The 24,063-nt window shown below is 36.0% G+C and carries 16 protein-coding genes; 14 read left to right on the forward strand and 2 right to left on the reverse strand.

Going from position 1 to position 24,063, the window contains the following annotated elements; all coding sequences use genetic code 11:
* The first annotated feature begins 98 nt into the window (after positions 1-98).
* On the forward strand, positions 99-1,694 hold the full coding sequence (gene bshC / locus DDY94_RS09140; RefSeq protein WP_111683804.1) for a bacillithiol biosynthesis cysteine-adding enzyme BshC: 1,596 nt from the start codon (positions 99-101) through the stop codon (positions 1,692-1,694).
* Here bshC and DDY94_RS09145 read toward each other — a convergent pair.
* Positions 1,691-3,460, reverse strand: coding sequence for a tetratricopeptide repeat protein (locus tag DDY94_RS09145; protein WP_157957286.1), 1,770 nt, complete (start codon positions 3,458-3,460; stop codon positions 1,691-1,693). The two genes, bshC and DDY94_RS09145, sit on opposite strands and share 4 nt — an antisense overlap.
* A gap of 270 nt (positions 3,461-3,730) precedes the next feature.
* Here DDY94_RS09145 and DDY94_RS09150 point away from each other — a divergent pair, with 270 nt between their 5' ends.
* From DDY94_RS09150 to DDY94_RS09195, 10 genes are all read left to right on the forward strand, one after another.
* Positions 3,731-4,378 (forward strand): outer membrane beta-barrel protein, encoded by a 648-nt coding sequence (locus DDY94_RS09150; RefSeq protein ID WP_111683806.1) that lies wholly within the window; start codon positions 3,731-3,733, stop codon positions 4,376-4,378.
* A gap of 133 nt (positions 4,379-4,511) precedes the next feature.
* Positions 4,512-5,018, forward strand: coding sequence for a T9SS type A sorting domain-containing protein (locus DDY94_RS09155; RefSeq protein ID WP_111683807.1), 507 nt, complete (start codon positions 4,512-4,514; stop codon positions 5,016-5,018).
* Positions 5,019-5,042: 24 nt separating this feature from the next.
* Entirely contained in the window at positions 5,043-7,250 is a 2,208-nt protein-coding gene (locus DDY94_RS09160) for a hypothetical protein (RefSeq protein WP_111683808.1), read from the forward strand.
* A gap of 24 nt (positions 7,251-7,274) precedes the next feature.
* The gene (locus tag DDY94_RS09165; RefSeq protein ID WP_111683809.1) at positions 7,275-12,923 is read left to right on the forward strand and encodes a T9SS type A sorting domain-containing protein; all 5,649 of its coding nucleotides are present in this window, start codon (positions 7,275-7,277) and stop codon (positions 12,921-12,923) included.
* The gene (locus DDY94_RS09170) at positions 12,920-13,621 is read left to right on the forward strand and encodes a hypothetical protein (RefSeq protein WP_111683810.1); all 702 of its coding nucleotides are present in this window, start codon (positions 12,920-12,922) and stop codon (positions 13,619-13,621) included. Before DDY94_RS09165 ends, DDY94_RS09170 begins: the two co-directional genes overlap by 4 nt.
* Positions 13,622-13,705: 84 nt before the next feature.
* On the forward strand, positions 13,706-15,241 hold the full coding sequence (gene guaA, locus DDY94_RS09175; RefSeq protein ID WP_111683811.1) for a glutamine-hydrolyzing GMP synthase: 1,536 nt from the start codon (positions 13,706-13,708) through the stop codon (positions 15,239-15,241).
* Between the two features lie 58 nt (positions 15,242-15,299).
* The gene (locus DDY94_RS09180; RefSeq protein ID WP_111683812.1) at positions 15,300-17,204 is read left to right on the forward strand and encodes a LysM peptidoglycan-binding domain-containing protein; all 1,905 of its coding nucleotides are present in this window, start codon (positions 15,300-15,302) and stop codon (positions 17,202-17,204) included.
* A 1-nt stretch (position 17,205) separates the two neighbouring features.
* Positions 17,206-17,607: an OsmC family protein gene (locus DDY94_RS09185; RefSeq protein ID WP_111683813.1), complete on the forward strand. Its 402-nt coding sequence runs from the start codon at positions 17,206-17,208 to the stop codon at positions 17,605-17,607.
* A complete protein-coding gene (locus DDY94_RS09190) occupies positions 17,608-18,153 on the forward strand; it encodes a DUF922 domain-containing protein (protein WP_111683814.1) in 546 nt (181 codons plus the stop codon).
* 1 nt (position 18,154) lies between these two features.
* The gene (locus DDY94_RS09195) at positions 18,155-18,382 is read left to right on the forward strand and encodes a DUF3820 family protein (RefSeq protein WP_232817848.1); all 228 of its coding nucleotides are present in this window, start codon (positions 18,155-18,157) and stop codon (positions 18,380-18,382) included.
* Positions 18,383-18,384: 2 nt separating this feature from the next.
* Here the strand turns inward: DDY94_RS09195 and DDY94_RS09200 are convergent, their stop codons facing one another.
* Positions 18,385-19,326, reverse strand: a complete 942-nt coding sequence (locus DDY94_RS09200; protein ID WP_111683816.1) for a methyltransferase domain-containing protein — start codon at positions 19,324-19,326, stop codon at positions 18,385-18,387.
* A 348-nt stretch (positions 19,327-19,674) separates the two neighbouring features.
* On the opposite strand from DDY94_RS09200, the gene DDY94_RS09205 reads away from it, so the two are divergent.
* The 3 genes from DDY94_RS09205 (at position 19,675) to DDY94_RS09215 (ending at position 24,060) form a co-directional block, all read left to right on the forward strand.
* Positions 19,675-21,291: a CTP synthase gene (locus DDY94_RS09205; protein WP_111683817.1), complete on the forward strand. Its 1,617-nt coding sequence runs from the start codon at positions 19,675-19,677 to the stop codon at positions 21,289-21,291.
* Positions 21,292-21,378: 87 nt separating this feature from the next.
* Complete coding sequence (yidC, locus tag DDY94_RS09210) at positions 21,379-23,286, forward strand: membrane protein insertase YidC (protein WP_111683818.1); 1,908 nt, start codon at positions 21,379-21,381, stop codon at positions 23,284-23,286.
* A 90-nt stretch (positions 23,287-23,376) separates the two neighbouring features.
* Positions 23,377-24,060: a DUF6891 domain-containing protein gene (locus DDY94_RS09215; RefSeq protein ID WP_111683819.1), complete on the forward strand. Its 684-nt coding sequence runs from the start codon at positions 23,377-23,379 to the stop codon at positions 24,058-24,060.
* Positions 24,061-24,063: the final 3 nt, after the last annotated feature.

The raw sequence follows: 24,063 nt of genomic DNA on the forward strand, positions 1-24,063 counted from the left end.
TGATTTTTAGAATATGATATTTCGGGATTTGAATTAACTAAATATTAGCAGTTAGAATCATCACTTGATGTATATTTACACATTCGTTAAATTTTGATATGCCAACTGACTGTATTCCCTTTAGAGCTACAAATTATTTTTCTGATTTTATTTGTGATTATTTAGATGAAAAGCCAGAATTAAAGGGGCTTTACCATCGCTTTCCGACCTTGGAAAATTTTAAGAAGCAGATTGAAGAAAAGGCATTATCATTTACGGCTGAAGGGCGAAAGATCCTTGTGGAGGCTCTAAAACGTCAGTATACAAATCTTGAAACTTCAGAAGTCACAGCAGCACATATTGAAAGTCTAACCTCAGATAAAACATTCACAATTACCACAGGGCATCAGCTCAATTTATTTACTGGGCCTTTGTATTTTCTTTACAAAATTATATCTGCAATTAATCTTTCAGAAGAATTAAAACGAGCTTATCCTGAGTACAATTTTGTACCGATTTATTGGATGGCGTCTGAAGATCATGATTTTGAAGAGATCAATTATTTTAACTTTAAAGGGAAAAAGATCCGTTGGAATTCTCAACAAAAAGGCGCTGTAGGGCAGTTTAATACGAATGGCCTTCACGATGTGTTTGAGGTGGTTTCGGCCGAATTTGGTACAGGTAAGTTTGCTGAGCAACTAAAAACTTGGTTCAAAACGGCTTATTTAAATCATGATAATCTAGCAGACGCTACGCGCTATTTAGCAAATAAACTTTTTGGTAGCTATGGCTTGGTGATCATCGATGCTGACGATTCTGATCTCAAGCGCCAATTTATTCCTCAAATGGAAAAGGAACTTTTGGAGCAAACTGCATTTCAGGAAGTATCAAAAACGAATGAAACCTTAGCAGAATTGGGCTTGAAGATTCAGGTGAATCCGCGGGAGATCAATCTGTTTTATATCGGTGATAATCTTAGAGAACGTATTGTTTTTGAGGCCGATCAATTTAAGGTCTTAGAAACTGATATTTCATGGAATAAAGATGAATTGCAAAAGCATTTGAATGATTTTCCTGAGCGTTTCTCTCCTAACGTGATTATGAGACCGTTATATCAGGAGGTGATCTTACCGAATCTTTGTTATATCGGTGGAGGAGGAGAAATGATCTATTGGTTACAATTGAAATCGAATTTTGAAACCCAAGGAATTCCATTTCCTATGTTGTTACTTCGGAATTCAGCCCTGATCAAAACCAAGAAACAAGCTGAAAAACAAGGAAAGCTTGAGATTTCGAATGAAGATCTATTTTTAGATCGTAACACATTTATCAACAAAAGGGTACGTAAAATCTCTAATATAGACATCGATTTCTCTGAACAAATAAAACATTTAGAGCAACAATTTGAAGATCTTCATAAGTTAGCTGAGATTACGGACAAATCTTTCTTGGGTGCTGTTAAAGCTCAGGAAGTGAAGCAGCTAAAAGGTATAAAACACCTCGAGAAACGTTTGCTTAAAGCGCAAAAACGAAAATTGAAAGATCAGATTGAGCGATGTACAGACCTTCAAGGGCAACTGTTTCCTAATGGAAGTCTTCAAGAAAGAAATACTAATTTCTCAGAATTGTATCTCGAATTTGGCGATGCGCTAATTCCAGAATTAAAAGAAGTCTTAAAACCACTTAGTGGACAGTTCTCAATTGTAACAATTTAAAGGGTTAAAATCAATTCCTGTAAAGAGTCTTCCGTCGATAAATTCAATTTTTTGCGTAATCGGTATCGTGCTTTTTTTACACCTTCAACAGAAATGTTCAGGATATTCGCTATTTCCTTGCTAGAGAGATTCATTTTTAGAAGCGACATCAATCGAAGGTCATTATTACTCACCGCAGGATAATTATTCATTACCTTATTATTAAAGCCCGTATGGACGTCTTCAAAATAGGTTTTGAATTGCTCCCAGTTGTTGTCATTGTTTATATCTAAATTAATGGTGTTAATCACTTTCTGATAATTACTAGAGTTGTTTCCACCATTTTTTAGTTCTTTCAGTTGAGATTTTAAATCGAGCAGAACTTCATTTTTATGTGCTAAGTGCAGGGCGTGAGTAGTTAATTCCTTTTCCTTGTAAGCCAAGTCATTGTCTAGTTTTTCGCGCTCAATTTTATTCCGCTTCATTTTCTGTCTTAAAGCATAAACAATTGCAAAGGCCAAAGCCAATGTACCCAATAATGAAATTATTAAAAACAGTCTTTCGTTTTCTGCCTTTTGCTTTCGCTCTTCCAATAACTTGATTCTATTTTGTTTAATAATGAGTTCCTTCTCCTTTTTTTCTGTTTGATACTGAACTTCAAGTTCGTTCATACGTTCAATATTTTCTTTTCCTAAGATCTCATCGTGAAGTTTGTGATAGTCCACATGATATTCATAAGCCTTTTTATAGCGCCCTAATCCGGCGTAGGCTTTTGATATTTCAAGAAGGTCACCAATCATCTTTTTTCGAGTGCCAGTTTCCTCGGCATTTTTTAATGCATCCTTCATGTAACGAAGTGCTTTTCGATATTCACCTTTAATATTATAAAGTTCACCAAGATGACGGTAATTAAGTCCAATTAGTGAGGTTTCACCATACTGTTGGCTAATCTCTAATGATTTGAGGTAATAGTCCTCGGCAAGTGCCAGGCTATCTTGTTGTGCTAAAATCCAACCAACATTATCGTACAATCCGGCAAGGTCATTATTGTAATTCTTCTTTACAAAATAAGGTTCTATCTGATGAAATAATTCCTTGGCGTCTTCATATTCCTTCTGACCTTTTAGGTTAATGGCCATATTAGTTTTAACGTTCATAATATCATCTTCGAGATCGAGTTTCATATAGATAGCCAAAGCCTTATTATAATATTCATTTGAGATTTCAAAGTTTTCAATATCACCTTGAATATTGCCAATGTTCCAATAGCTCGCAGCAATGCTTTCTTCGGTGTCTCCAATTTCTTCCTTTAGTTTTAAACTTTTCATATGAACCTCGAGGCACTCGTTATATCTTCCTAAACTTCGCAAGGAATTCGCCTTATTGTTCATAGCAGCAGATACCTGAGCCTTATCGTTAAGTTCTGTGTATAGTTCAATGACCTTGTCGTATATAGGAAGCGATTCCTCATATTGGGATGTCATATTATGGTAAACACCAAGATAATTTGTAGTTCGGGCAATGAAGCGTTTATTTTTTAATCGCTTTGCTAATACCACTGTGCTATCTAAATAGGGTTTTGAGGCAAGCGGATCTACAAAAAGATATTCAGCCCATAGCATCGCATAGGTAATAATTTGAGTCGTATCGGTTTGTTTGGTGACCACATTTAATAAACTGTCGACTTTTTTTTGGTCCTGACCATGACTTTTAAAACTCACCAAGCTGATGAGAAGGAAAAATAGAAGTGGCCAATTGTCCACCTTCTTATATTTTCTGGTGGACATTTTCAAAAGTGGGACATTATTAGAGGATTTTGAGATACACATGTTTTATCGGTATTAGTTTATCTGAGATATCGTTATTCTGGTTTATATTTTAAAGTATTGAAAATCAACATATTAAATTATAAATAATTCGCTATGTCTACTTATAATAAAGATCAACATTAATTTAAAAACACGAGTTTTTTTGGAGTGGACAAAAGGTGGACAAGGCCTAAATCGCTGAATTTCAACACTTATTTTATCTAATATTGTTTGAACAAAACTGGTTACATGTCCTACAAAAAAATTACTCTAATCATTGTCTTACTCATGAGCTCGACATGTTTTTGTCAGCAACTTTACTTTGAGTTTGGTACAACTATCTCATCATTCGATTATGAAAACTCCAATGGTCAACCCCTCGATAATTTGCTTTCAAAATCAAAGACCCATTACGGAATGGGTTACAGGCAAACCATTAATGCCTCTAAAACCTTGTTTTTAAGCTTAGGTGCCACGTACAATAATTACGGTGCCATTGGAAGTGAAGCTACTGTGGATAATTACTTCGAATGGGACGTGAGTTATTTGGGATTAAAAGGTGGCTTAGGGATAAAACTATTTGAATTGAGAGATCTCACATTTTTGGCAAATGTATCAGTGGCTTCAGAATTTTTAGTTCGAGGTACGCAAACCATAAATAACGACGTCTTTAATCTGGTGGGTGAAGAGGAGTTTAACAATAACATTTTGTTTTTCCGTGGTGGATTAGAAATGCAATATCCAGTATCCAGGAGTACTGCCATTTTTGTTGGTTACAGCTACGGAAAATCTGTGCTTATAAACAGTGCTGAAAATGCCGAGAAATTGAATTTGAATGCACATCAGTTTGGGTTAGGATTTATAATAAATCTACCCAAATGTTACTGTAGTTACTAGTGAACAATTGAAATCAGTGGACAAAAGGTGGACACTAAAATCAAATTGAAAAATTATAAATAAAAATCTATTGATTTTGACTTATTTGAGAATCAAATAAGTTTTGAAAAAGTAAAAATCAACCTCAAAAATTATGAAATATCTATTCGTATTTATGCTATTGGTTCTCCTTCAAAATGTCGGAGCACAGAACAATTCGGAGTATAAAATAATTAGTTCAAACTTAGGAAGTAGCGGTTCTTCTGCATCCATTCAAACTGAAAAAGGCACGTATAAGGTGAGCCAAAGTATTGGGCAAGCGAGTGTTATCGGAACCCACCAGAGTAACGGATATTATTTAAGACAAGGCTACCAACAACCTCTTGGTAAAGTAAAGATTTTACAAGATTTCAATTATGAATTAGTTGCCAAGGTATTTCCGAATCCTTTCAAAAATGCAATTAACATAAGCTTTTCAAGCCCGATGCAAAAGAACATTTCCGTTTTGCTTTTCGATATTAATGCAAGGCTCATTCGATCACAGAACTTCTTGCCTGCACAACAAATCCAATTGCAATTGAACGATATGGCGATGGGCACCTATTTTCTGAGAGTATCATCTGGGAAAAAACGATTCAACACTAAAGTCATCAAGATTTAAAATACAACCTTAAAATCACTTATCATGAAAAAAATAGTTACACTAGCCTTCTTTATTTGTTTTTCAATGTTTGCGGCAGCACAGACTGATGGGATAACCTATCAAGCCGTGATTATTGGTCCGGATGACCTTGAATTACCAGGTATTGATGTCGAAGGAAATTATCTTCCAAATGCCACGATTGCAATTAGATTTACCATTTTAGATAGCGGAAATCAGATTGAATTCCAAGAAGTTCAGATCACAGAAACTGATGAATTTGGACGCATTAATCTTCTCATTGGTGATGCCGAACACGATTATTTTAAGGAGATTAGTTGGGACGGAACACCAAAGGATCTTAAGGTTGAAATTGATTTTGAAGCAGGAAGCAATTTCCAGGAGCTAAGTAGAGAACGGTTAACTTTTTTACCTTTTGCTTACCATAGAAATATTACCGCAACAGGAACACTCACAGTAGATGATAGAACATTTTTGAATGGAGAACTTCAGGTTGAAGGTCCGAGTACAATAAACAGCTCTCTTGATGTAAACAACGGTCCGTTAAGTGTAAACAATGGTAATGCAACTATCCTTACAGGTGATCTTACGACTGACGGAATTACTAATCTGAATAGTGTTTTAAACGTCAATAATGGCAGTCCGACCAACCTTTCTGGGAATCTAAGTGTTGGGTTAAACACCTCGATCAACGGAACACTAGAGGTTGTTGGATTAACTACCTTATATGGTGGACTTCAAGTTTCTGGGCAGGCGGCTTTTGAGGATTTGTCATCAGAGACTTTGGTAGTTGCTCAAAGTACAGACTTGTTCGGTTCTACAAATGTGTCTGGTAGTTTGATTATTGATGGCTTGGGTGAACAGATTAGGATCACTTCCGATATGCCAGATCTCGATGCCAATTTTGCCCAAAAAGGTAATCACCCTTTATTAATCGATGGTGGTCGCAATGGTATTGCGATTGAAGTCATTGAAGGAAGAGATAATGAAACCAATTTCATCACGTTTTATGACCAAACTTCAACAATTCCTTGGGGTCGAATTGAAGGTGAAACACCAGAAGAGTTTGAAAATAACGCGGATTATGTTTTTGATCAGTCCTCATTAGACTATGATATTTTTGATGGTGGCGTTGATTATGCCTTCTCTCTTATCGATGGTATTATCGCTGCAGGAGCTCTAGGGGCAGCCTTGGCGGATGCAAGACCATGTGCAGGATTAGGTGCCTGTATTGTGAGTCCAGGACCAGCAATGATCGCTGCGGCGGTGGCACAGGTGGCTATAGAAGCTGGGAAAATTACTACCTCCATCATCGCTATTGATAGAGCTACAACAGCAAAAAATACTTACGACAATAACAAATTGTCACTTCAAGGTGTGACCTATGCATCTGGTGCTGGCGATTATGCAGAATACTTACTGCGTGAGAACAGTAGTGAAACCATGACTTATGGTGATATCGTTGGTGTTATTGGTGGGAAAATCTCCAAGAACACCGAAAATGCAGAACGCGTAATGGTGGTTTCTTATCAACCAATTGTTTTAGGTAATATGCCTGAGACCAGCAAAGAGGAAGATTACGAGAAAGTGGCATTTATGGGGCAGGTGCCCGTGAAAATATTCGGTAAGGTGAATATTGGTGATTATATCATTCCGAGTGGAAAAAATGATGGTATAGGAATAGCAATAACTCCCGATAAGATCACTTTGGAAAATATTAAGAAAATCGTGGGTATTGCTTGGTCTAATCATGAAAGTCTAGTTGGATTTGGAATGGTAAATGTTGCCGTTGGTTTAAATACAAACGACCATAATCCAATTATAGAAAAGCTTGAAGATAAAGTGGATCGTCAGGCATTGGTGATCGATCAGTTGAAGTATGAACTAGCATCATTGACTGATAGAATTTCAAATATAGAAAAAGGGACGACTTCAATTCAAATAGACCCAGATCAAACGGAAGATCCATATAGTCCAAGACCTTACGAAATTGTTGACAACGGTCATGGTGAAACCATATATTTCCAACTGACTCGCGAAGATATTATTGAGGGTATAGACTTGGCCGAAAAGCAAATGCGCGATGGCGGTATTGACATCGAAAATAACGAGTTCTGGAAAAAAATGAAGACTGATACTTCTTTCAAAGAAGCTTTTATCAAAAAGTTACAAGAGAAGTTCGACAGAGTTATGCACTATCACAAGGAAATTGATAGCAAAGACAGACATTAAAAAGATATTTGCAAACAAATTCGTATGCGAACTAAAGTTATAACAGGTCTTGTTTTGGTGTTTTGGTGCTGCCAGTTTCTGAACGCACAAACCACTGCCATTCCAGATCCTATATTTGAAGATTTTCTTGAAACACATAGCGCAGATGGTGCGGTGGTCAGTGTAGGTGATGCCATGAGCTTAGGAGATGGGATTGCCAATAATGGTCTCGTTTTTACAGATAGGATTGAGGTGGTAACTTCAATAAATTTAAGTAGTTTAGGCATTTCGGATCTTTCAGGAATTGAAGACTTTCAGGCCTTAGAAACTTTGATCTGCACGGATAATGATCTTACTACTATTGATGTTTCAACAAATACCAATTTAATCACCTTACTCTGTGGGTCAAACTTTCTAACAGAAATTGATGTAAGTACTAATCTCGATCTTGAGACGCTCAATTGTTCAGATAATCAAATCGAAGTGTTGGATATTTCATTGAATACCGCTTTGAGGAGTTTAACGGCATCAGATAACAAGATCTCTGCTGTTGATCTTTCTAATAATACAGAGTTGACGCTTCTTAGTGTTTCAAATAATCGAATTCAAGGTGAGTTAGTGGTAAGTAACAATTTGAATTTAGAAGGATTGTTTTGCGCCTCAAACCAGATCTCTAATTTAGACCTTACGTCGCATACTTTATTGAATAGCATTGATGCTTCTGATAATTTATTGACCAACTTAGATTTAAGTTCTATTAATACGGTAATTTGCCCAGATCCTCAAACGGACCCTGAAACTCCTTGTCAGGATGCAGGACTCATAAATGTTTCAAGAAATCAACTGATTAGCTTAAACGTTGCAAATGGATTTAATGATCTGGTTACCATTTTCGATGCCTCGGATAATCCTGATCTATTCTGTATTCAGATTGATGCTGGATTTACACCCAATGGTTGGGTCAAAGATGATTGGACGTATTATACTGATGGCGTTTGCGTTGATATTTACACCTATGTACCCGATGATAATTTTGAACAAGCACTGATCGATCTCGGCTATGATGATATCCTTGATAACTTGGTGCTTACTGCCATTATTAACACCTTGGTAGATTTAGATATTTCAGGCGCTGCTATTACAAGCCTTGAAGGTATTGAAGACTTTGTTGCTTTAGAAATTTTGAATTGTAGTAATAACAATATCGAGGATGCCGAATTCTCAAATAACTTGGCATTACTAGACCTTAATATTGCGAATAATGCTCTTGAGACGTTTGATATAAGTACTAACGTAGCTATTACTGATCTTGATTGTTCAGGGAATCTGCTCACCAATTTGGATGTGAGTTTAAATTCCAATTTAACAAGTTTGAATTGTGCCAGTAATAATCTGGTGAATTTAGATATCAGTTCAAATCTGATGCTCGCAACGCTGAATTGTGAAATGAATCAGATTGAATTTCTTGATATCACCTCAAATACCGCACTATCAGGATTGTTCTGTAGTAATAATAATTTGTTTGCGCTTAATCTCAATAATGGAAATAATGCATCGATCACGGATTTTGATGGAACTAACAACCCAAATTTATTTTGTATCGCAGTTGATGATGTGGCTTTCGCAAATGCAGCAGCCGGATGGCAAAAAGATGCTGCGGCCACTTACAACACAAATTGCGGAACCTATGTTCCTGACGATAATTTTGAACAAGCGCTGATTAATCTTGGTATCGATTCAGATGGTACGCTTAATAATTTTGTACCGACCGCTGATGTCGCTGTGGTAACCATTTTAGACGTTTCAAGTTTATCTATTGAAGATCTTACGGGTATTCAGGATTTTGTGGCATTACAAGATCTTAATTGCTCTAATAATAGCCTGTCAACTTTAAATCTAAGTGCTAATGTTACTCTAGAAATTCTCGATTGTTCAATGAATCAGATCGAAGCTTTAGAGTTAACTTCAAATACAGCCTTAACCTCATTGTTGGTCGGCAATAATGCACTCAATTCATTAAATATTGAAAACGGAAACAATGCCAATCTTGTGGTATTTAATTCAACAGTAAATCCAAATCTTTTTTGTATTAATGTTGATGATGCCATTGTTGCAAACATCCCCGCAAGTTGGCAAAAGGATGATTTTACAACCTATAATGGCGATTGTGAAAACAATCGTTTCACACTAATCCCAGATGCATTTTTTGAACAAAACTTGATCGATCTGGGTGTTGATGATCTAATAGATGGACAGGTTTTAACAGCCAATATTGAACAGATTCAAAGTTTGGATGTTAGTGATGCGAGTATTTCAGACTTAACCGGTATTCAGGATTTTCGATCGCTAATTGAACTCAACTGTAGTGGTAATTTTCTTGAAAGTTTAGATGTGAGTAATATGATATTTTTAGAACGACTAAACTGCAGTTCTAATGATCTATTAACCAATGATGTCAATGCTACTGAAGGTGTATTTAATACCACAGGAACTACTAGTTTAACTGAACTTTTTTGTGCCGACAATTTTCTCACTGATTTAGATGTTTCGCAAAATCCAAGTCTCGAAATTTTGGATTGTTCAGAAAACAATTTGAATGTGCTCAATGTATCTTCAAATACAATGTTACGTGAGTTGAATTGTTCGAATAATAATTTACTAGAACTCGATATTAGTAATGCTAATCTGCTTGAAGACCTAAAATGCGATAGCAATGATTTGAATAGCCTCCTTACCACTAATACTTTAAATACCACATTGTTGAGCATCAGCTGCGTTAATAACAGTTTAGAGACACTCAATATTATAAATTATTCAGTATTACTCAGGTTAAATGCAGGTTCAAACGAATTTACCCAACTCGATACTTCAAGTAATACCGAGCTTGAATATTTAGAGCTTACCAACAATCAACTAGTTAGTGTCAATGTTACAAATAATCCTGATCTCATAGAATTAATGCTGGCGCAGAATGCGCTATCAGCTATAGACCTAAGCAGCAATATGCAGCTACAACATTTAAATTTTGATTTCAATCAGATCACACAGCTTGATCTAAATTCAAATACTAATCTTAGATCAATTTCAGGTTCAAACAACCAGATCACAGATTTGGATTTAAGCACTAATACAAATCTTATTGAATTGAATTTCAGCTCAAATAATTTATCAAATGTAATCTTGTCTAACGACCTTAGTTTACTGAAAAGACTCAATCTTAGCAATAATCAGATCGAAAGTGACATCGATTTGTCTACAATGGCCACTTCGGCATGCATCTATCAGCCTGATCAAACTGAATTTTGTCCTGAAACGATTATCATTGATGTATCTAACAATCTTTTAAGTTATCTCGATATCAAAAACGGAATAAATGGAGAAATCGCAACTCTGAATGCTTCTGGAAATCCAAATTTAACCTGTATTCAAATCGATGATGTTGATAATATTGGCATTTCCTGGATTAAAGATGAAGCTGCAGATTACAGTGAAGACTGCAATTTTGGAGAAACCTTTGTGCCAGATGATAATTTTGAACAAGCGCTCATTGATCTAGGTTTGGATTCTGGACCTTTGGATGATTTTGTCATTACAGCAAATATTGAAGGACTACTCACTCTTGATATTAGTGGCAATGGCATTTCAGATTTAACAGGAATTGAAGATTTTGAAGCACTCGAAAACTTTAACTGTTCTGATAACTTATTGTCGGAAATAGACCTTAGTTCAAATAGTAATCTACTGAGTCTTAACTGCTCAAACAACCAACTATTGGAGTTAGAGGTGTCTAATAATAGTGCATTGAACTCTATTGATTGTTCAAACAATACAATTAGTAGTATCAACCTTAGTAATAATACAAATCTTGCAGATCTCAATATTGCCTCGAATAATTTCACAAGCTTTTTGCCCAGCGATGTTTTGTCGCTACAAGCCATTGATTGTCAGGACAATTTTATTATTGAATTAGATTTTCAATTTAATACAAATCTTACAAGTTTGAATTGCCAATCAAATATGTTGGAATCTCTCAATATTAAAAACGGTCAGAATAATTTACTGGCGAGTTTTGATGCCCAGAATAATCCAAATTTACTTTGTATTGAGTCTGATGATGGTACAATCCCAGCTGGTGCCACTTGGCTAATCGATGCGACGACACAGTTAGCTGTAAATTGCTTTTTCGGACAAACATTTGTCCCAGACGACAATTTTGAACAGACCCTAATTGACTTCGGATATGATTCAGGTCCGTTAGATGATTATGTTCTAACAGCAACTGTAGAAACCATCACTTTTTTGGACCTTAGCGGACGAAATATTTCCGACCTTACGGGCATAGAAGCATTTGTAAACCTCACCACACTAAATACTGAAAACAATACGATCTCAGTTTTAGATTTAAGTTTGAATGCACTTTTGGTTAACCTCGATATTTCAAACAACTTACTAAGTGTTTTAGATGTATCTAACCTTTTAAATCTTGCCAGTTTAGATGTTTCAAATAATGATCTAACAGCGCTTAATATTGAATTAAATACAGCATTAACTGAGGTCAATGTTTCAAACAATAACATTTCAAGTTTGAATGTATCTACTTTAAATTTACTTGAAACTCTAAATTGTGCTTCAAATCAAATTGCGAGCTTAGATCTTTCGCAAAATTCAAATCTTAATTTGCTGTTTTGTCAATCTAATGCACTCGTCAGCGATCAGCTAAATGTACAGAATGGTAATAATGAAAATATTCAGGTATTTAATGCGGTAAACAACCCTGATTTGGGGTGTATTCTAGTGGATAACCCTGTGGCTGTTGTTAATAATGAAGATGGTTTCTACGATAATTGGACAAAAGACGACACCGCGAGCTATCAGATCATATGTGATGATGCTGACAATGATGGTATTCCAAACGAAGATGATCTATGTCCAAACACACCATTTGGAGCAACCGTTGATCTTTTTGGCTGTGCTATAGTGAATCTTCCACCAGATAATTTTACGGTTTCTATCACAGGTGAAACCTGTTTAAATAGTAATAACGGAATGATTACAATTGCGGCTCAAGAAGTGTATAATTATACTGCAACGCTCACAGGTGAAGGATTCAATCAACAATTCAACTTTTCTAACGATATTGATATTCTTAATCTCTTAGCCGGCACCTATACCATGTGTATAACAATTGCCGAATGGCCAGACTATGAGATTTGCTACACCATAATCATTACTGAACAAAATCCTTTAGAAGTGTTTGCAGGGCGAATGGCAGACACTAATCAGATTTCTGTAGACCTATCTGGAAATACTAAATATCATGTAGAGTTTAATGGCGAATTATTAACCACCTATAATTCATCGCTACAGTTTGAATTGGTTCAAGGTGAAAATATATTGAAGGTAAGCACCGATCTTGAATGTCAGGGAACATTTGAAAAACGCTTCATTTATGCCCAAGATTTTTTGATATACCCTAATCCATTTAATGAAAGTTTCAAAATCTATAACGGCATTTTAGATGACGATGTTAGTGTTGAAATTTATTCAGCTTTAGGTCAACTTATGGTTTCTAAAAAACTTAAAAACAGAGGGTTAGAAATGGCGGTTGACACTAAGAGTCTTCCTTCTGGGATATATTTAGTTAAACTTAAATCTGAGACAAGTACGTCTTTCCAAAAAATTATCAAGCGATGAAAAAGTTGATCTATTTTGTACTTATATTTTTAGTGTCAATTTCATGTAAGGATACAACTGACGACGGGCCAATTGGAAATCCCAACGGAGGAGATGATCCAATTGAAGGGGTGCGTTTAGTATTCCCTTTTGAAGATTCTCTGTGCAACGAAGGTACTGACCTTACACCAACAGAGAGTACAGTCTTTTTTGAGTGGGAGCCAAATGATGGTGCCCAGACTTATATTCTTACTGTTGAAAATTTAAACAATGGGAATATCCAACAGTTTGAAACCGAAGATTTTATATTCCCAGTAACTATTCAAAGAGCGGTGGCCTTCCGTTGGTATGTAAGTTATAATTCTCAAGGAGAAGCTCTAGATAGTGAGATTTGGAACTTCTATAACGCAGGTCCCGGAGTTCAAACATATGCGCCATTTCCAGCAGAAATAGTGTCACCAAGTATGGCTCAAAATGTACCAAGCACAAACGCCGTTTTACTTGAATGGGAAGGCACTGATGTTGACGGCGATATTGTTAATTACGATATCTATTTTGGAACTCAAAATCCGCCAGAATTAAATACGAGTAATTTTGCTTCAGATCAATTGACAGTTACCGTTAGTCCAGATACCATTTATTACTGGGAGATTGTTACAAGAGATGCTGAAGGCAATACTTCAGAATCGGGTGTATTTCAATTTAAAGTCTTAGACTAATCATTGTTTTTTACCTGTTAAAAAATTATCTAAAAAATACCAATCTGTAAATTTCGAATCTAAAAGCAATTGTTATTTTTGCACATGCAACATAACAAAGTCCTAATTTTAGATTTCGGGTCGCAATACACACAGCTAATTGCTAGGCGTGTGAGAGAATTAAACATCTATTGCGAAATTCATCCATTTAATAAGATTCCTTCAGATTCTGATAGCTTTAGAGCTGTCATTTTATCTGGTAGCCCAAACTCAGTAAGAGGTGAAGATGTCCTTCATCCTGATCTATCAGGAATTAGAGGGAAAAAGCCGATGCTTGCCGTATGTTACGGTGCGCAGTATCTAGCACATTTTTCTGGAGGTGAGGTGGCAGATTCAAGTACTAGAGAGTACGGAAGAGCTAACCTAGGTTTTATTAAATCTGATGAAGACTTTTTTGAAAATATTCACGAAGGTAGTCAAGTATGGATGAGTCATAGTGATACCATTAAAAGACTTCCAGAAGGAGGTGTTTTATTGGCAAGTACTGCCGATGTTGAAAATGCCGCATTTAAGATTGAAGGCGAAGACACTTACGCGATTCAGTTTCACCCTGAAGTTTATCATACCACAGATGGTCATCAATTGTTGCACAACTTTCTCATCAAAATTGGTGGAATAGAGCAAGATTGGACGCCAAACGCTTTTGTTGATGAAACGGTTGAAGAATTAAAGGAAAAGCTTGGAGATGATAAGGTTGTTCTAGGTTTATCTGGTGGTGTAGATTCATCTGTGGCGGCAATGCTGTTGCACAAAGCTATAGGTAATAACCTCTATTGTATCTTCGTAAATAACGGATTGCTTAGAAAAAATGAGTTCGAAGATGTACTACATCAATACGAAGGCATGGGATTGAACGTTAAAGGTGTAGATGCTTCGGCACGCTTTTTGGATGCCTTAGAAGGAGAAAGCGATCCTGAGAAAAAACGAAAGATCATAGGTCGCGTGTTCATTGAGGTTTTTGACGATGAAGCCCATCGTATAAAAGATGTGAAGTGGTTGGCACAAGGTACAATATACCCAGATGTTATCGAAAGTGTATCGGCAACAGGAGGACCAAGTGCTACAATTAAAAGTCATCATAATGTTGGTGGATTACCAGATTACATGAAACTTCAGGTTGTAGAACCATTAAAGGCCTTGTTTAAGGATGAGGTAAGACGTGTTGGTGCTTCGATGAATATGGATTCACAGTTGTTAGGACGTCATCCATTTCCGGGTCCTGGATTAGGAATTCGGATTTTAGGAGATCTAACTCGTGAGAAAGTACGTATATTACAAGAGGTAGATGCTATTTTCATAAATAACCTAAAATCGTGGAATTTATACGATAAGGTTTGGCAGGCAGGAGCGATGCTCTTACCGGTAAATAGTGTAGGAGTAATGGGTGATGAGCGTACCTACGAGAAATGTGTGGCTTTGAGAGCTGTTGAAAGTACAGACGGAATGACCGCAGATTGGGTGAATTTACCATACGAGTTTTTACAAAAAACCTCGAATGAAATAATAAATAAAGTCAAAGGTGTAAACAGAGTTGTTTATGACATCAGCTCAAAACCACCAGCGACTATAGAATGGGAATAAAGTAGTGACTTATTAGCTGATTTTGTTTCCAAGAATTGAATTAGCTAAAACAATATACATGAAGAAGCTTTTATCCATCATACTAATAGGTTTGGCCATTAACCTAAGCGCTCAGAACTACAAGGAGCATTCGGTTAAGGAAGGAGAAACAATTGAAAGCATTGCCAAAAAATATTTGGTAACACCATTCGATATATTAGCATTAAATCCTGATGCCAAATCAAACTTAAAGCCCAATACGGTACTGATCATTCCAAATTCAAAGGTTAAAAACGAACCAATTGAAGAAGAATCACGCGAGTTAATTGGATATAAAAACCACAAAGTTAAGCGTAAGGAAACGCTATACGGCTTATCGCAAAAGTACAAGGTATCTGAAGAGGATATTAAAAAAGCTAATCGCTTTCTTTATTCTGAAAACTTAAAGAAAGGTGATAAGATCAAAATACCGCGCTATAAGACATTTATATCTAAGCAAACCTATAAGAATACCATAAAGAAGTATACCGTACTGCCGAAGGAAGGTAAATGGCGTGTAGCTTATAAATTTGGTATTACAGTGGCTGAGCTCGAAGGGTTAAACCCAAATATGAAACCTGTCCTTCAACCTGGAGATGAACTCAATGTTCCGAACATTGAAGATAAGGCAGAAAAGCCGGTTGATTCGCTTTACAGTTATTATGAGGTTTTACCGAAGGAAGGTTATTATAGGTTGAAGATTAAAACGGGCTTAACACAAGAAGAATTAGAGGACTTAAACCCTGAATTGAAAGATGGTGGACTTAAAGTAGGTATGATACTTAAAATACCAGCTTCAGTCGACACAGCATCCAATCTTTCGGATGTTGAAACAACAAAACTAGTTTCAAATTTAAAGAACTTTAAAACCAAAAAACTAGCTTTAATGATGCCTTATCGTCTTAATAAGATAGATACGGATTCCGTCGAGGAGGCCAAGGACATGATCAAAAACAATAGGTTATTGTCTATTGTATTGGATTTTCATGTTGGTGTTACGATGGCTTTAGACTCTGCCAAGCAACTAGGTATTTCTACAGATTTAAAAGTATTAGACACCTATTATCAAGCGGCTAGAACTCGAGAGTTACTTGAGGCAAATGATTTTTCGGATTACGATGCCGTAATTGGTCCGATGGAAGAACAAAGTTTTGATAGAGTGGCAGTGGCCTTAAGGAGAGATCGAGTCCCGGTAATTGCCGCATTAAACAAACCAAAGGAGGTGTATTCAAATGTTTTTCAGACTATTCCGGAAGATAAACTTCTAGAAAAAGGAATGATAGACTTTGTTAAGAAAGATAGTCTTAAGACCAAGGTGGTTGTTATCGCAGATCAGGCCAATCGAACAAAGGCTCAAATGTTAAAAAAAGAATTTCCTGATGCGAAATTGATCTTTTCACAATTAGACAAGAAAACAAAGAAAGATGCTCATTTCATTTATCCGGTTGAATTAGAAAATGTATTTCCTAACGGTAAGACCATTGTTTTTCTTGAAACAAATAGTAATCCTTTCGCTTCGAGTGTAATCAGTATGCTTAATGGATTAATGCTTGAAGACATCGAGATTGTTTTAGTGACTACAAATAAAAATCGTGCCTTCGAAGGTAAGTCGATTGACAACAATAATTTATCGAACCTTAAATTTCATTATCCATCTGTTCACAAAGATTTTGATGAAGATAAGTACAGCTCTTTTGTGAAATCTTATCGTAGAATTTATGGTATTTCACCAAGTAAATATGTTGCTCGTGGTTTCGATATTACCTTAGATATTTTATTGCGCTTAGCTACTGAAGACAACCTGTACGAAGCCTCTGCAGATATCATCGAAACTGAATATATCGAGAACAAATTTAGATACAACAAATCAATGTTTGGCGGATACACCAACGAAGCTGTCTATATTGTAAAGTACGATAATCTTAAAATTGTTGAAGCCAATTAATATGACCTCAAAAGTTACATATCAAGGAGATTTAAGAGCTGAAAGTTTGCATGTAAAATCGGGGAATACTTTTATTACTGATGCTCCTACAGACAATAATGGTAAAGGCGAAGCGTTCTCACCTACAGATACTGTTGCAACAGGTTTAGCAAGTTGTATGCTAACGGTTATGGGAATAAAAGCAAGAGATATGGGAGTAGATATGTCTGGGACAACGGCTGAGGTGACGAAAACCATGGCGAGCGACCCACGAAGAATTTCAAAAATTGAAGTTGTTATCAATTTTCCGATTGAAGCCGACCCTAAGACTAAGGCAATTTTAGAGCGAACCGCAAATACATGTCCTGTGCATTACAGTTTACATCCCGATATTGAAAAGGATATTACATTTAACTGGCAATAAATGCAATTAAAATCGATCATAATATGTTTGGTGTTACTTTTTGTTGGAACCAATTCCAATGAGGAAACTATAACATGGAATGAAGAGCGTAAGTTAACATGGGAGGATTTTAAGGCAGGTGCTGATGCCAATTCAGAAGCAGTTGCACTTACAGCTTCGGGAATTACGTTTGGCTACTCCGTGAAGACTTCAGGTCGCAGAATTATCGGATTTTCAACTTCTGTGGAAGCCCATTTTTACCCAAATAAATCATGGTATTTAAGTGATAGCGCCAATGATTATATTCTTGGTCATGAACAGTTGCATTTCGATATAACTGAACTTTATGCGCGTAAGTTTAGGCAGCAATTAGAGCGTTTGGTTGTAAATCAGAATATTAAGGTTCAGATGAACCAAATCCATGAGGCTATTAATACGGCACTCACTAAAACACAACATACTTACGATGAGCAAACGCAACATTCTATTGTAGAAGAGGCCCAGAAATATTGGGAAGGCTACATTAAGGATGAACTTCAAAAGCTTGATAAATACAAGTCTGAATAAATTGGAAGGTAGTAAAGAGGCCCTTATTGAACTCGCGCACTACAAAATGCCTTTTGGTAAGTATAAAGGTGAATATTTGATTGATATTCCTGAGTATTATTATACCTGGTTTAAGCAGAAAGGTTGGCCTGAAGGTAAACTGGGTAAAATGATGATTCAGATGCACGATATAAAAATTAACGGACTTGAAGAAATCATCCATCAGATTAAGAACAACTTCAAGAAATAAAATTAAACTTTTTGCGATAGTATATAAGCTCCGCAGGTTTCCATATCACTATCTGATAAATCTCTAAACGCTCGTGCAAGTTGATGGTGTGCTAAAGAATTTTTCCGAGTTCTAACTTTGTGTTCTAATACCTTAAACCCATGATCTTCATTTTGAGTGAGGTAAAATGAAAAAGGCCGACGCGTAATAATAAAGTCCTTACCAGCTTTCATGATCTTCCATTCAAGATCGCTAAAGGTCCAGTGGCTGTTCCAATTTTTTGTAAGTCCAATAGACGAAAAATCAATACTATGAGACATTAATCCTTTCGGTTTTAACCATTTTTTCATCGCTGAAAATGTGCCGTCAATGTCGTCAATATATTGTAAAACGGACTGCGAGTAAACTAGGTCTACTGAATTATTGAGAATGATTTTTGAATTGTACCAAGGCACATGACACTTAATATATTTATTCTCAGGATTATCTAAATCTTTAATCTCAGATCTAATAGCATCTAGTCGATTTTCATTCAATGAATTCTTTAAAACAGCTTCTGTCAATATATCAGATGGAAAAGCATCGTCGTCTAAAGCAGGCTTAATCCTTGGAAATTCTTCATTACCAGGAATATCTATTTGACTTTTGAATAACGTAACTAATTCATTAAACATTTTCAGATTGCGTTCGGTATCCCAATACTGAACCACATCGAGTGTGTTTAATTGTTCACTTCCAGAAAGTAAAGCGCAAAATCCAATACCTAGAGAATTGCCCGGGCCTAATTCAGCAACCACCGAAGGGACACCCGATTTATGATTACTCCAGTTATTTAAATGACGCATCCAAACAGAATAGCAGTATCTGCTTCTCTGTGTGCCTCCACCAGAAGTGTATGGGTGTTTAATTCTTAAAACCTGCCTAATAATAGTTTTAGCCAAAGGGAGAGCTGTCTCTTTGTTCATGGTTACAATTTTATGCTATCAGTTAATACACCAATTCTTATAATAAGGCTTAGGTTTCAATTTATCCTTAGACAGATTGAAAATGCTATATTTTAGAATTGATAAAATCGAACCAACAAAAATTGGCCTAGTTTTCATAGGGACTTACAATATAGGTTAACTATCAAAAATTATTAAGAATATTCGTTCAAAGACCAAATTTATCTTTTTAAATACTTTGATTCATAGGAGATTATGTATGAAAAAGTCTTTATCAATTAAGTTTAATAAGTCATCAATCAAATAATATTAACAATTCATAGAATACTCGTTTAATTTTGTAAATTTGCCTGCGTTTAACAACGTAACATGACCACAAACCCTAAGTATATTTTTGTAACTGGTGGTGTGTCTTCTTCCCTCGGAAAAGGCATTATTGCCGCATCTCTAGCCAAACTTTTACAGGCACAAGGTTACAGAACTACCATCCAAAAATTAGACCCTTATATTAACATTGATCCCGGTACCCTAAATCCTTATGAGCATGGTGAATGCTATGTAACAGATGATGGGGCAGAGACGGATCTCGATCTAGGGCACTACGAACGTTTCCTGAATGTACCAACCTCGCAAGCTAACAATGTAACTACAGGAAGAATTTATCAAAGTGTCATTGACAAAGAAAGACGTGGCGAATTTTTAGGAAAGACTGTACAGGTCATTCCCCATATTACTGATGAAATAAAACACAGGATTCAAATTTTGGGTAATTCTGGAGATTATGATATCATTATAACAGAGATTGGTGGTACAGTTGGTGATATTGAGTCTTTACCGTATATAGAAGCTGTTAGACAATTACAATGGGAACTTGGTGATCATAATGCATTGGTTATTCATCTAACCCTAATTCCGTATTTATCAGCAGCTGGAGAATTAAAGACAAAACCAACACAGCACAGTGTAAAAACCTTGATGGAAAGTGGAGTACATGCCGACGTATTGGTTTGTCGCACGGAACATCAATTAAGCAATAGTTTAAAAGAAAAACTGGCACGTTTCTGTAATGTAAAGAAAGAAGCAGTTATTCAATCTATTGATGCATCTACAATTTACGATGTGCCAAATTTTATGCTAGATGAAGGACTAGATAAAGTGGTGTTAGAAAAACTTAATCTAAAAAGTGGACAACCAGACCTAGACCGTTGGAACGAATTTCTTAAGCGTCATAAAAATCCGAAAAGTCAAGTTACTATTGGTTTAATTGGAAAATATGTAGAGCTTCAGGATTCATATAAATCGATTTTAGAGTCATTCATTCATGCCGGTGCCGAAAATGAAGTCAAGGTAAAGGTTGAAGCCATACACTCTGAATTTTTGAATGAAGATAATATCGAATTCAAACTTGGTCATTTAGATGGCGTACTCGTTGCTCCAGGTTTTGGTGAGCGCGGTGTAGAAGGGAAGATTGCTGCGGTTCAATTTGTAAGAGAAAATGATATTCCATTCTTGGGAATTTGTCTGGGAATGCAAATGGCAGTTATTGAATATTCAAGAAATGTCATTGGTTTAAGCAATGCCAATTCAACCGAGATGGAAGAAAATACACCGCACCCTGTGATCGATTTAATGGAATCTCAGAAAAATGTGGTGAAAAAAGGTGGAACCATGAGATTGGGCGCATGGGCTTGTGATATCCGTGAAAATAGTATCGCTTATAAAGTATATGGCGAAAAAAATATTGAAGAGCGTCATAGACATCGTTATGAATTTAATAATGATTATAAGACCCAAATTGAAGAGGCTGGCATGAAGGCAACAGGATTAAACCCTGAAACCGGACTGGTTGAAATCATTGAAATTCCAGATCACAGCTGGTTTGTAGGGGTGCAGTATCACCCTGAATATAAAAGTACTGTAGCAAATCCACACCCATTATTTGTAGCTTTTGTTGCAGCAGCCCTGAAGTACAATAAAAAGAAATAATATGCCACTTTGGCGCTAAATGAATTTTGGACGACTTTTTGAGTCCCAATAATCATTAATTATATATCCGTATTTTCGGAACATATTATGGAAGAAAAAAAACTCGATATTAATTCAATTATAGGATTTATCCTGATTTTCGGAATCTTGGTGTACATGATGTATCAAAACTCACCGTCCGAAGAAGAGATTGAAGCTCAGAAACAAGCAGAGCAAGAACAAGTTGAAGCCGAGAAAAAACCGAGCAAACAAGAAGAAACAGTTGTTACGTCTGCCGAAGATTATACAAGCGTAAAAGACATAGATTCTACCCAGCGTATTGCGCTTCAGAATAAGGTAGGGTCTTTTGCTTATGCATTAGAATTGCCTGGCGAAGACCAAACAACAGTCGAAACTGATGTATTCGAATTAATATTCAACAGAAAAGGTGGTCAACTCGCACAAGTAAAATTGAAGAACTTTGTGGACTACGATTCTTTACCAATCTATATGGTGAAGGACATGAATAGTAATTTCAATATTACCTTCGGAACCTCAGATAACCGTACTTTAAATACACAAGACTTTCCATTTCAACCTTCAGTTTCTAAAAGTGGAGAGAATACAGTGGTATCTATGAAACTAAAAGTTTCAGAATCTGAATTTTTAGAGTACCGCTACGAGCTTAAACCAGAGGATTACATGATTGATTTTTCCATCAGGTCACAAGGTTTAAGTAATGTGTTTAACACTTCACAGCCAATACATTTAGATTGGAAACAAAAAGGGATGCGCCATGCAAAAAGTATCACTTATGAAAATCGCTACACACGCTTAACCTACAAACACGACACAGACCGTGTTGAAAAGCTTTCGCAAATGGGCGACGATAAAGAAACCGTTGAAAATGTTGATTGGTTGTCCTACAGACAGCATTTCTTCAGTTCAATATTAGTGGCTAATGAGAGTCCGTTTAGTAAGGTAGACATGACGTCTAAGAATTTAGTTGAAGATGAAGAAGTAGATTCTTTATTTACAAAATTATATACCTCAAAGATTCCGTTGGCCTACAGCGGTGGTGAGTTGAATAAAAACCTAGGCTTATACTACGGCCCGACGGATGCCAAAATTTTGAAGAGTTATGATAAAGATCTTGAAGAAAGTATTCCATTCGGTTGGGGAATTTTCGGCTGGATAAATAAAGCCTTGTTTATTCCGTTATTTGCCTGGTTAAGTAGTATGTTACCTTACGGTATTGCCATTATTGTAATGACCATTTTGGTAAAGCTTATGCTTTCATTTGTACAGTATAAGCAGTTTCTTTCTCAGGCAAAGATGAAAATCTTAAAGCCTGAATTAGATGCCATTAGAGCCAAGTACAAAGACAACAAACTTAAAGCACAACAAGAAACTATGGCATTGCAAAGTAAGGCAGGTGCAAGTCCACTGAGTGGATGTTTACCAGGCTTGATGCAGATTCCGGTGTTTTATGCATTATTCATGTTCTTCCCAACAGCTTTCGATCTTAGGCAGAAAAGTTTCTTATGGGTGGACGATCTGAGTTCTTATGATTCAATTGCCGAATTACCATTCAATATTCCATTTTATGGTGACCACGTGGCATTATTTCCAATATTGGCAGCTATTGCGATTTTCTTTTATATGAAGATGACTACAGGTCAACAAACAGCAATGCAAGGACCACCACAAGAAGGCATGCCAGATATGAGTAAAATGATGAAGTATATGATCTACTTCTCACCATTATTAATGTTGGTGTTCTTTAATAATTATGCTTCAGGATTGAGTTTGTATTACTTTATTTCGAACTTAATCAGTATCGGAATTATGCTCGTCATTAAGAATTACATTATTGACGAGGAAAAGGTCTTAGCTAAGATCGAAGTGAGTAAATCTAAGCCTAAGAAAGAAAATCGTTTCCAACGTAAAATGAAAGAAATGATGGAGCAGGCGGAGCAGCAAAAACAAATGCAGCAAAAGCGTAAGAAGAAGTAATTTTCCATTATCTATATAATGAACCCTTAGTTTAACTACTAAGGGTTTTTATTTTTTATAAATTGAAGCTGAATTATTAAAGGTTAATTTATGGATGACGATATAAAGTCAGAAGTTCTCGAACGACTAGAATTAGATGTAAAATTTGGCTTTGAAAACAAGTATGAATTGTTTGAAAATCTCATTGATATGTTTTATGATGTTGAAGATTTTGATGAAACCTGGCTAAAGGATGAGATTGAATCAAAAATCGCAGAACATATAAATCAAAGCAGAAATTGGGAGAGACCGACTGATTTTGAAAAACTACGTGACGCTTTCGATGAATTGAATGCAAATGGTATTGTTGGCTTACATAAAGCAGGTTATACAAGACAAGACGGTGAAGATGATTGTATGGAAATTATTGAAGAATTGAGCTCTTTAGGAATTAACGCTAAGGGCTACTGCTATTACCACACCCAAGATTTAGAACGGCTGATTGAAGGTGATAATCTCCTTTATTTAGGATTTGATAGTCATAATGGAGAGGATGAATCGGCCGTACATGTAGCAGAAGAAATTGTGGAGGTTTTAAGGCAGAGTGAATTTAATGTGAAATGGAATGGTTCTCTAAATAATAGGATTGAAGTTTCAGGAATCGAATGGAAAAAGATTATTGACGGCGAGGATTATAATTATGATCGGGTATTCAGAATTGTGAAAAAGTATTTTGGTACTGATAAACCTTCAAATAAAAAGAAAGATTCTAAACCCTTTTGGAAATTTTGGTAGTGA

Origin of the sequence: Winogradskyella tangerina, from assembly GCF_003260205.1 — a bacterium.
Taxonomy (GTDB): Bacteria; Bacteroidota; Bacteroidia; order Flavobacteriales; family Flavobacteriaceae; genus Winogradskyella; species Winogradskyella tangerina.

Coding starts and splice junctions, on each gene's coding strand:
- DDY94_RS09145 (WP_157957286.1), bottom strand. CDS start 3,460: ATGTCCACCAGAAAATATAAGAAGGTGGACAATTGGCCACTTCTATTT.
- DDY94_RS09170 (WP_111683810.1), top strand. CDS start 12,920: ATGAAAAAGTTGATCTATTTTGTACTTATATTTTTAGTGTCAATTTCA.
- DDY94_RS09205 (WP_111683817.1), top strand. CDS start 19,675: ATGACCACAAACCCTAAGTATATTTTTGTAACTGGTGGTGTGTCTTCT.
- guaA (WP_111683811.1), top strand. CDS start 13,706: ATGCAACATAACAAAGTCCTAATTTTAGATTTCGGGTCGCAATACACA.
- bshC (WP_111683804.1), top strand. CDS start 99: ATGCCAACTGACTGTATTCCCTTTAGAGCTACAAATTATTTTTCTGAT.
- yidC (WP_111683818.1), top strand. CDS start 21,379: ATGGAAGAAAAAAAACTCGATATTAATTCAATTATAGGATTTATCCTG.
- DDY94_RS09185 (WP_111683813.1), top strand. CDS start 17,206: ATGACCTCAAAAGTTACATATCAAGGAGATTTAAGAGCTGAAAGTTTG.
- DDY94_RS09150 (WP_111683806.1), top strand. CDS start 3,731: ATGTCCTACAAAAAAATTACTCTAATCATTGTCTTACTCATGAGCTCG.
- DDY94_RS09165 (WP_111683809.1), top strand. CDS start 7,275: ATGCGAACTAAAGTTATAACAGGTCTTGTTTTGGTGTTTTGGTGCTGC.
- DDY94_RS09215 (WP_111683819.1), top strand. CDS start 23,377: ATGGATGACGATATAAAGTCAGAAGTTCTCGAACGACTAGAATTAGAT.
- DDY94_RS09200 (WP_111683816.1), bottom strand. CDS start 19,326: ATGAACAAAGAGACAGCTCTCCCTTTGGCTAAAACTATTATTAGGCAG.
- DDY94_RS09160 (WP_111683808.1), top strand. CDS start 5,043: ATGAAAAAAATAGTTACACTAGCCTTCTTTATTTGTTTTTCAATGTTT.
- DDY94_RS09190 (WP_111683814.1), top strand. CDS start 17,608: ATGCAATTAAAATCGATCATAATATGTTTGGTGTTACTTTTTGTTGGA.
- DDY94_RS09180 (WP_111683812.1), top strand. CDS start 15,300: ATGAAGAAGCTTTTATCCATCATACTAATAGGTTTGGCCATTAACCTA.
- DDY94_RS09155 (WP_111683807.1), top strand. CDS start 4,512: ATGAAATATCTATTCGTATTTATGCTATTGGTTCTCCTTCAAAATGTC.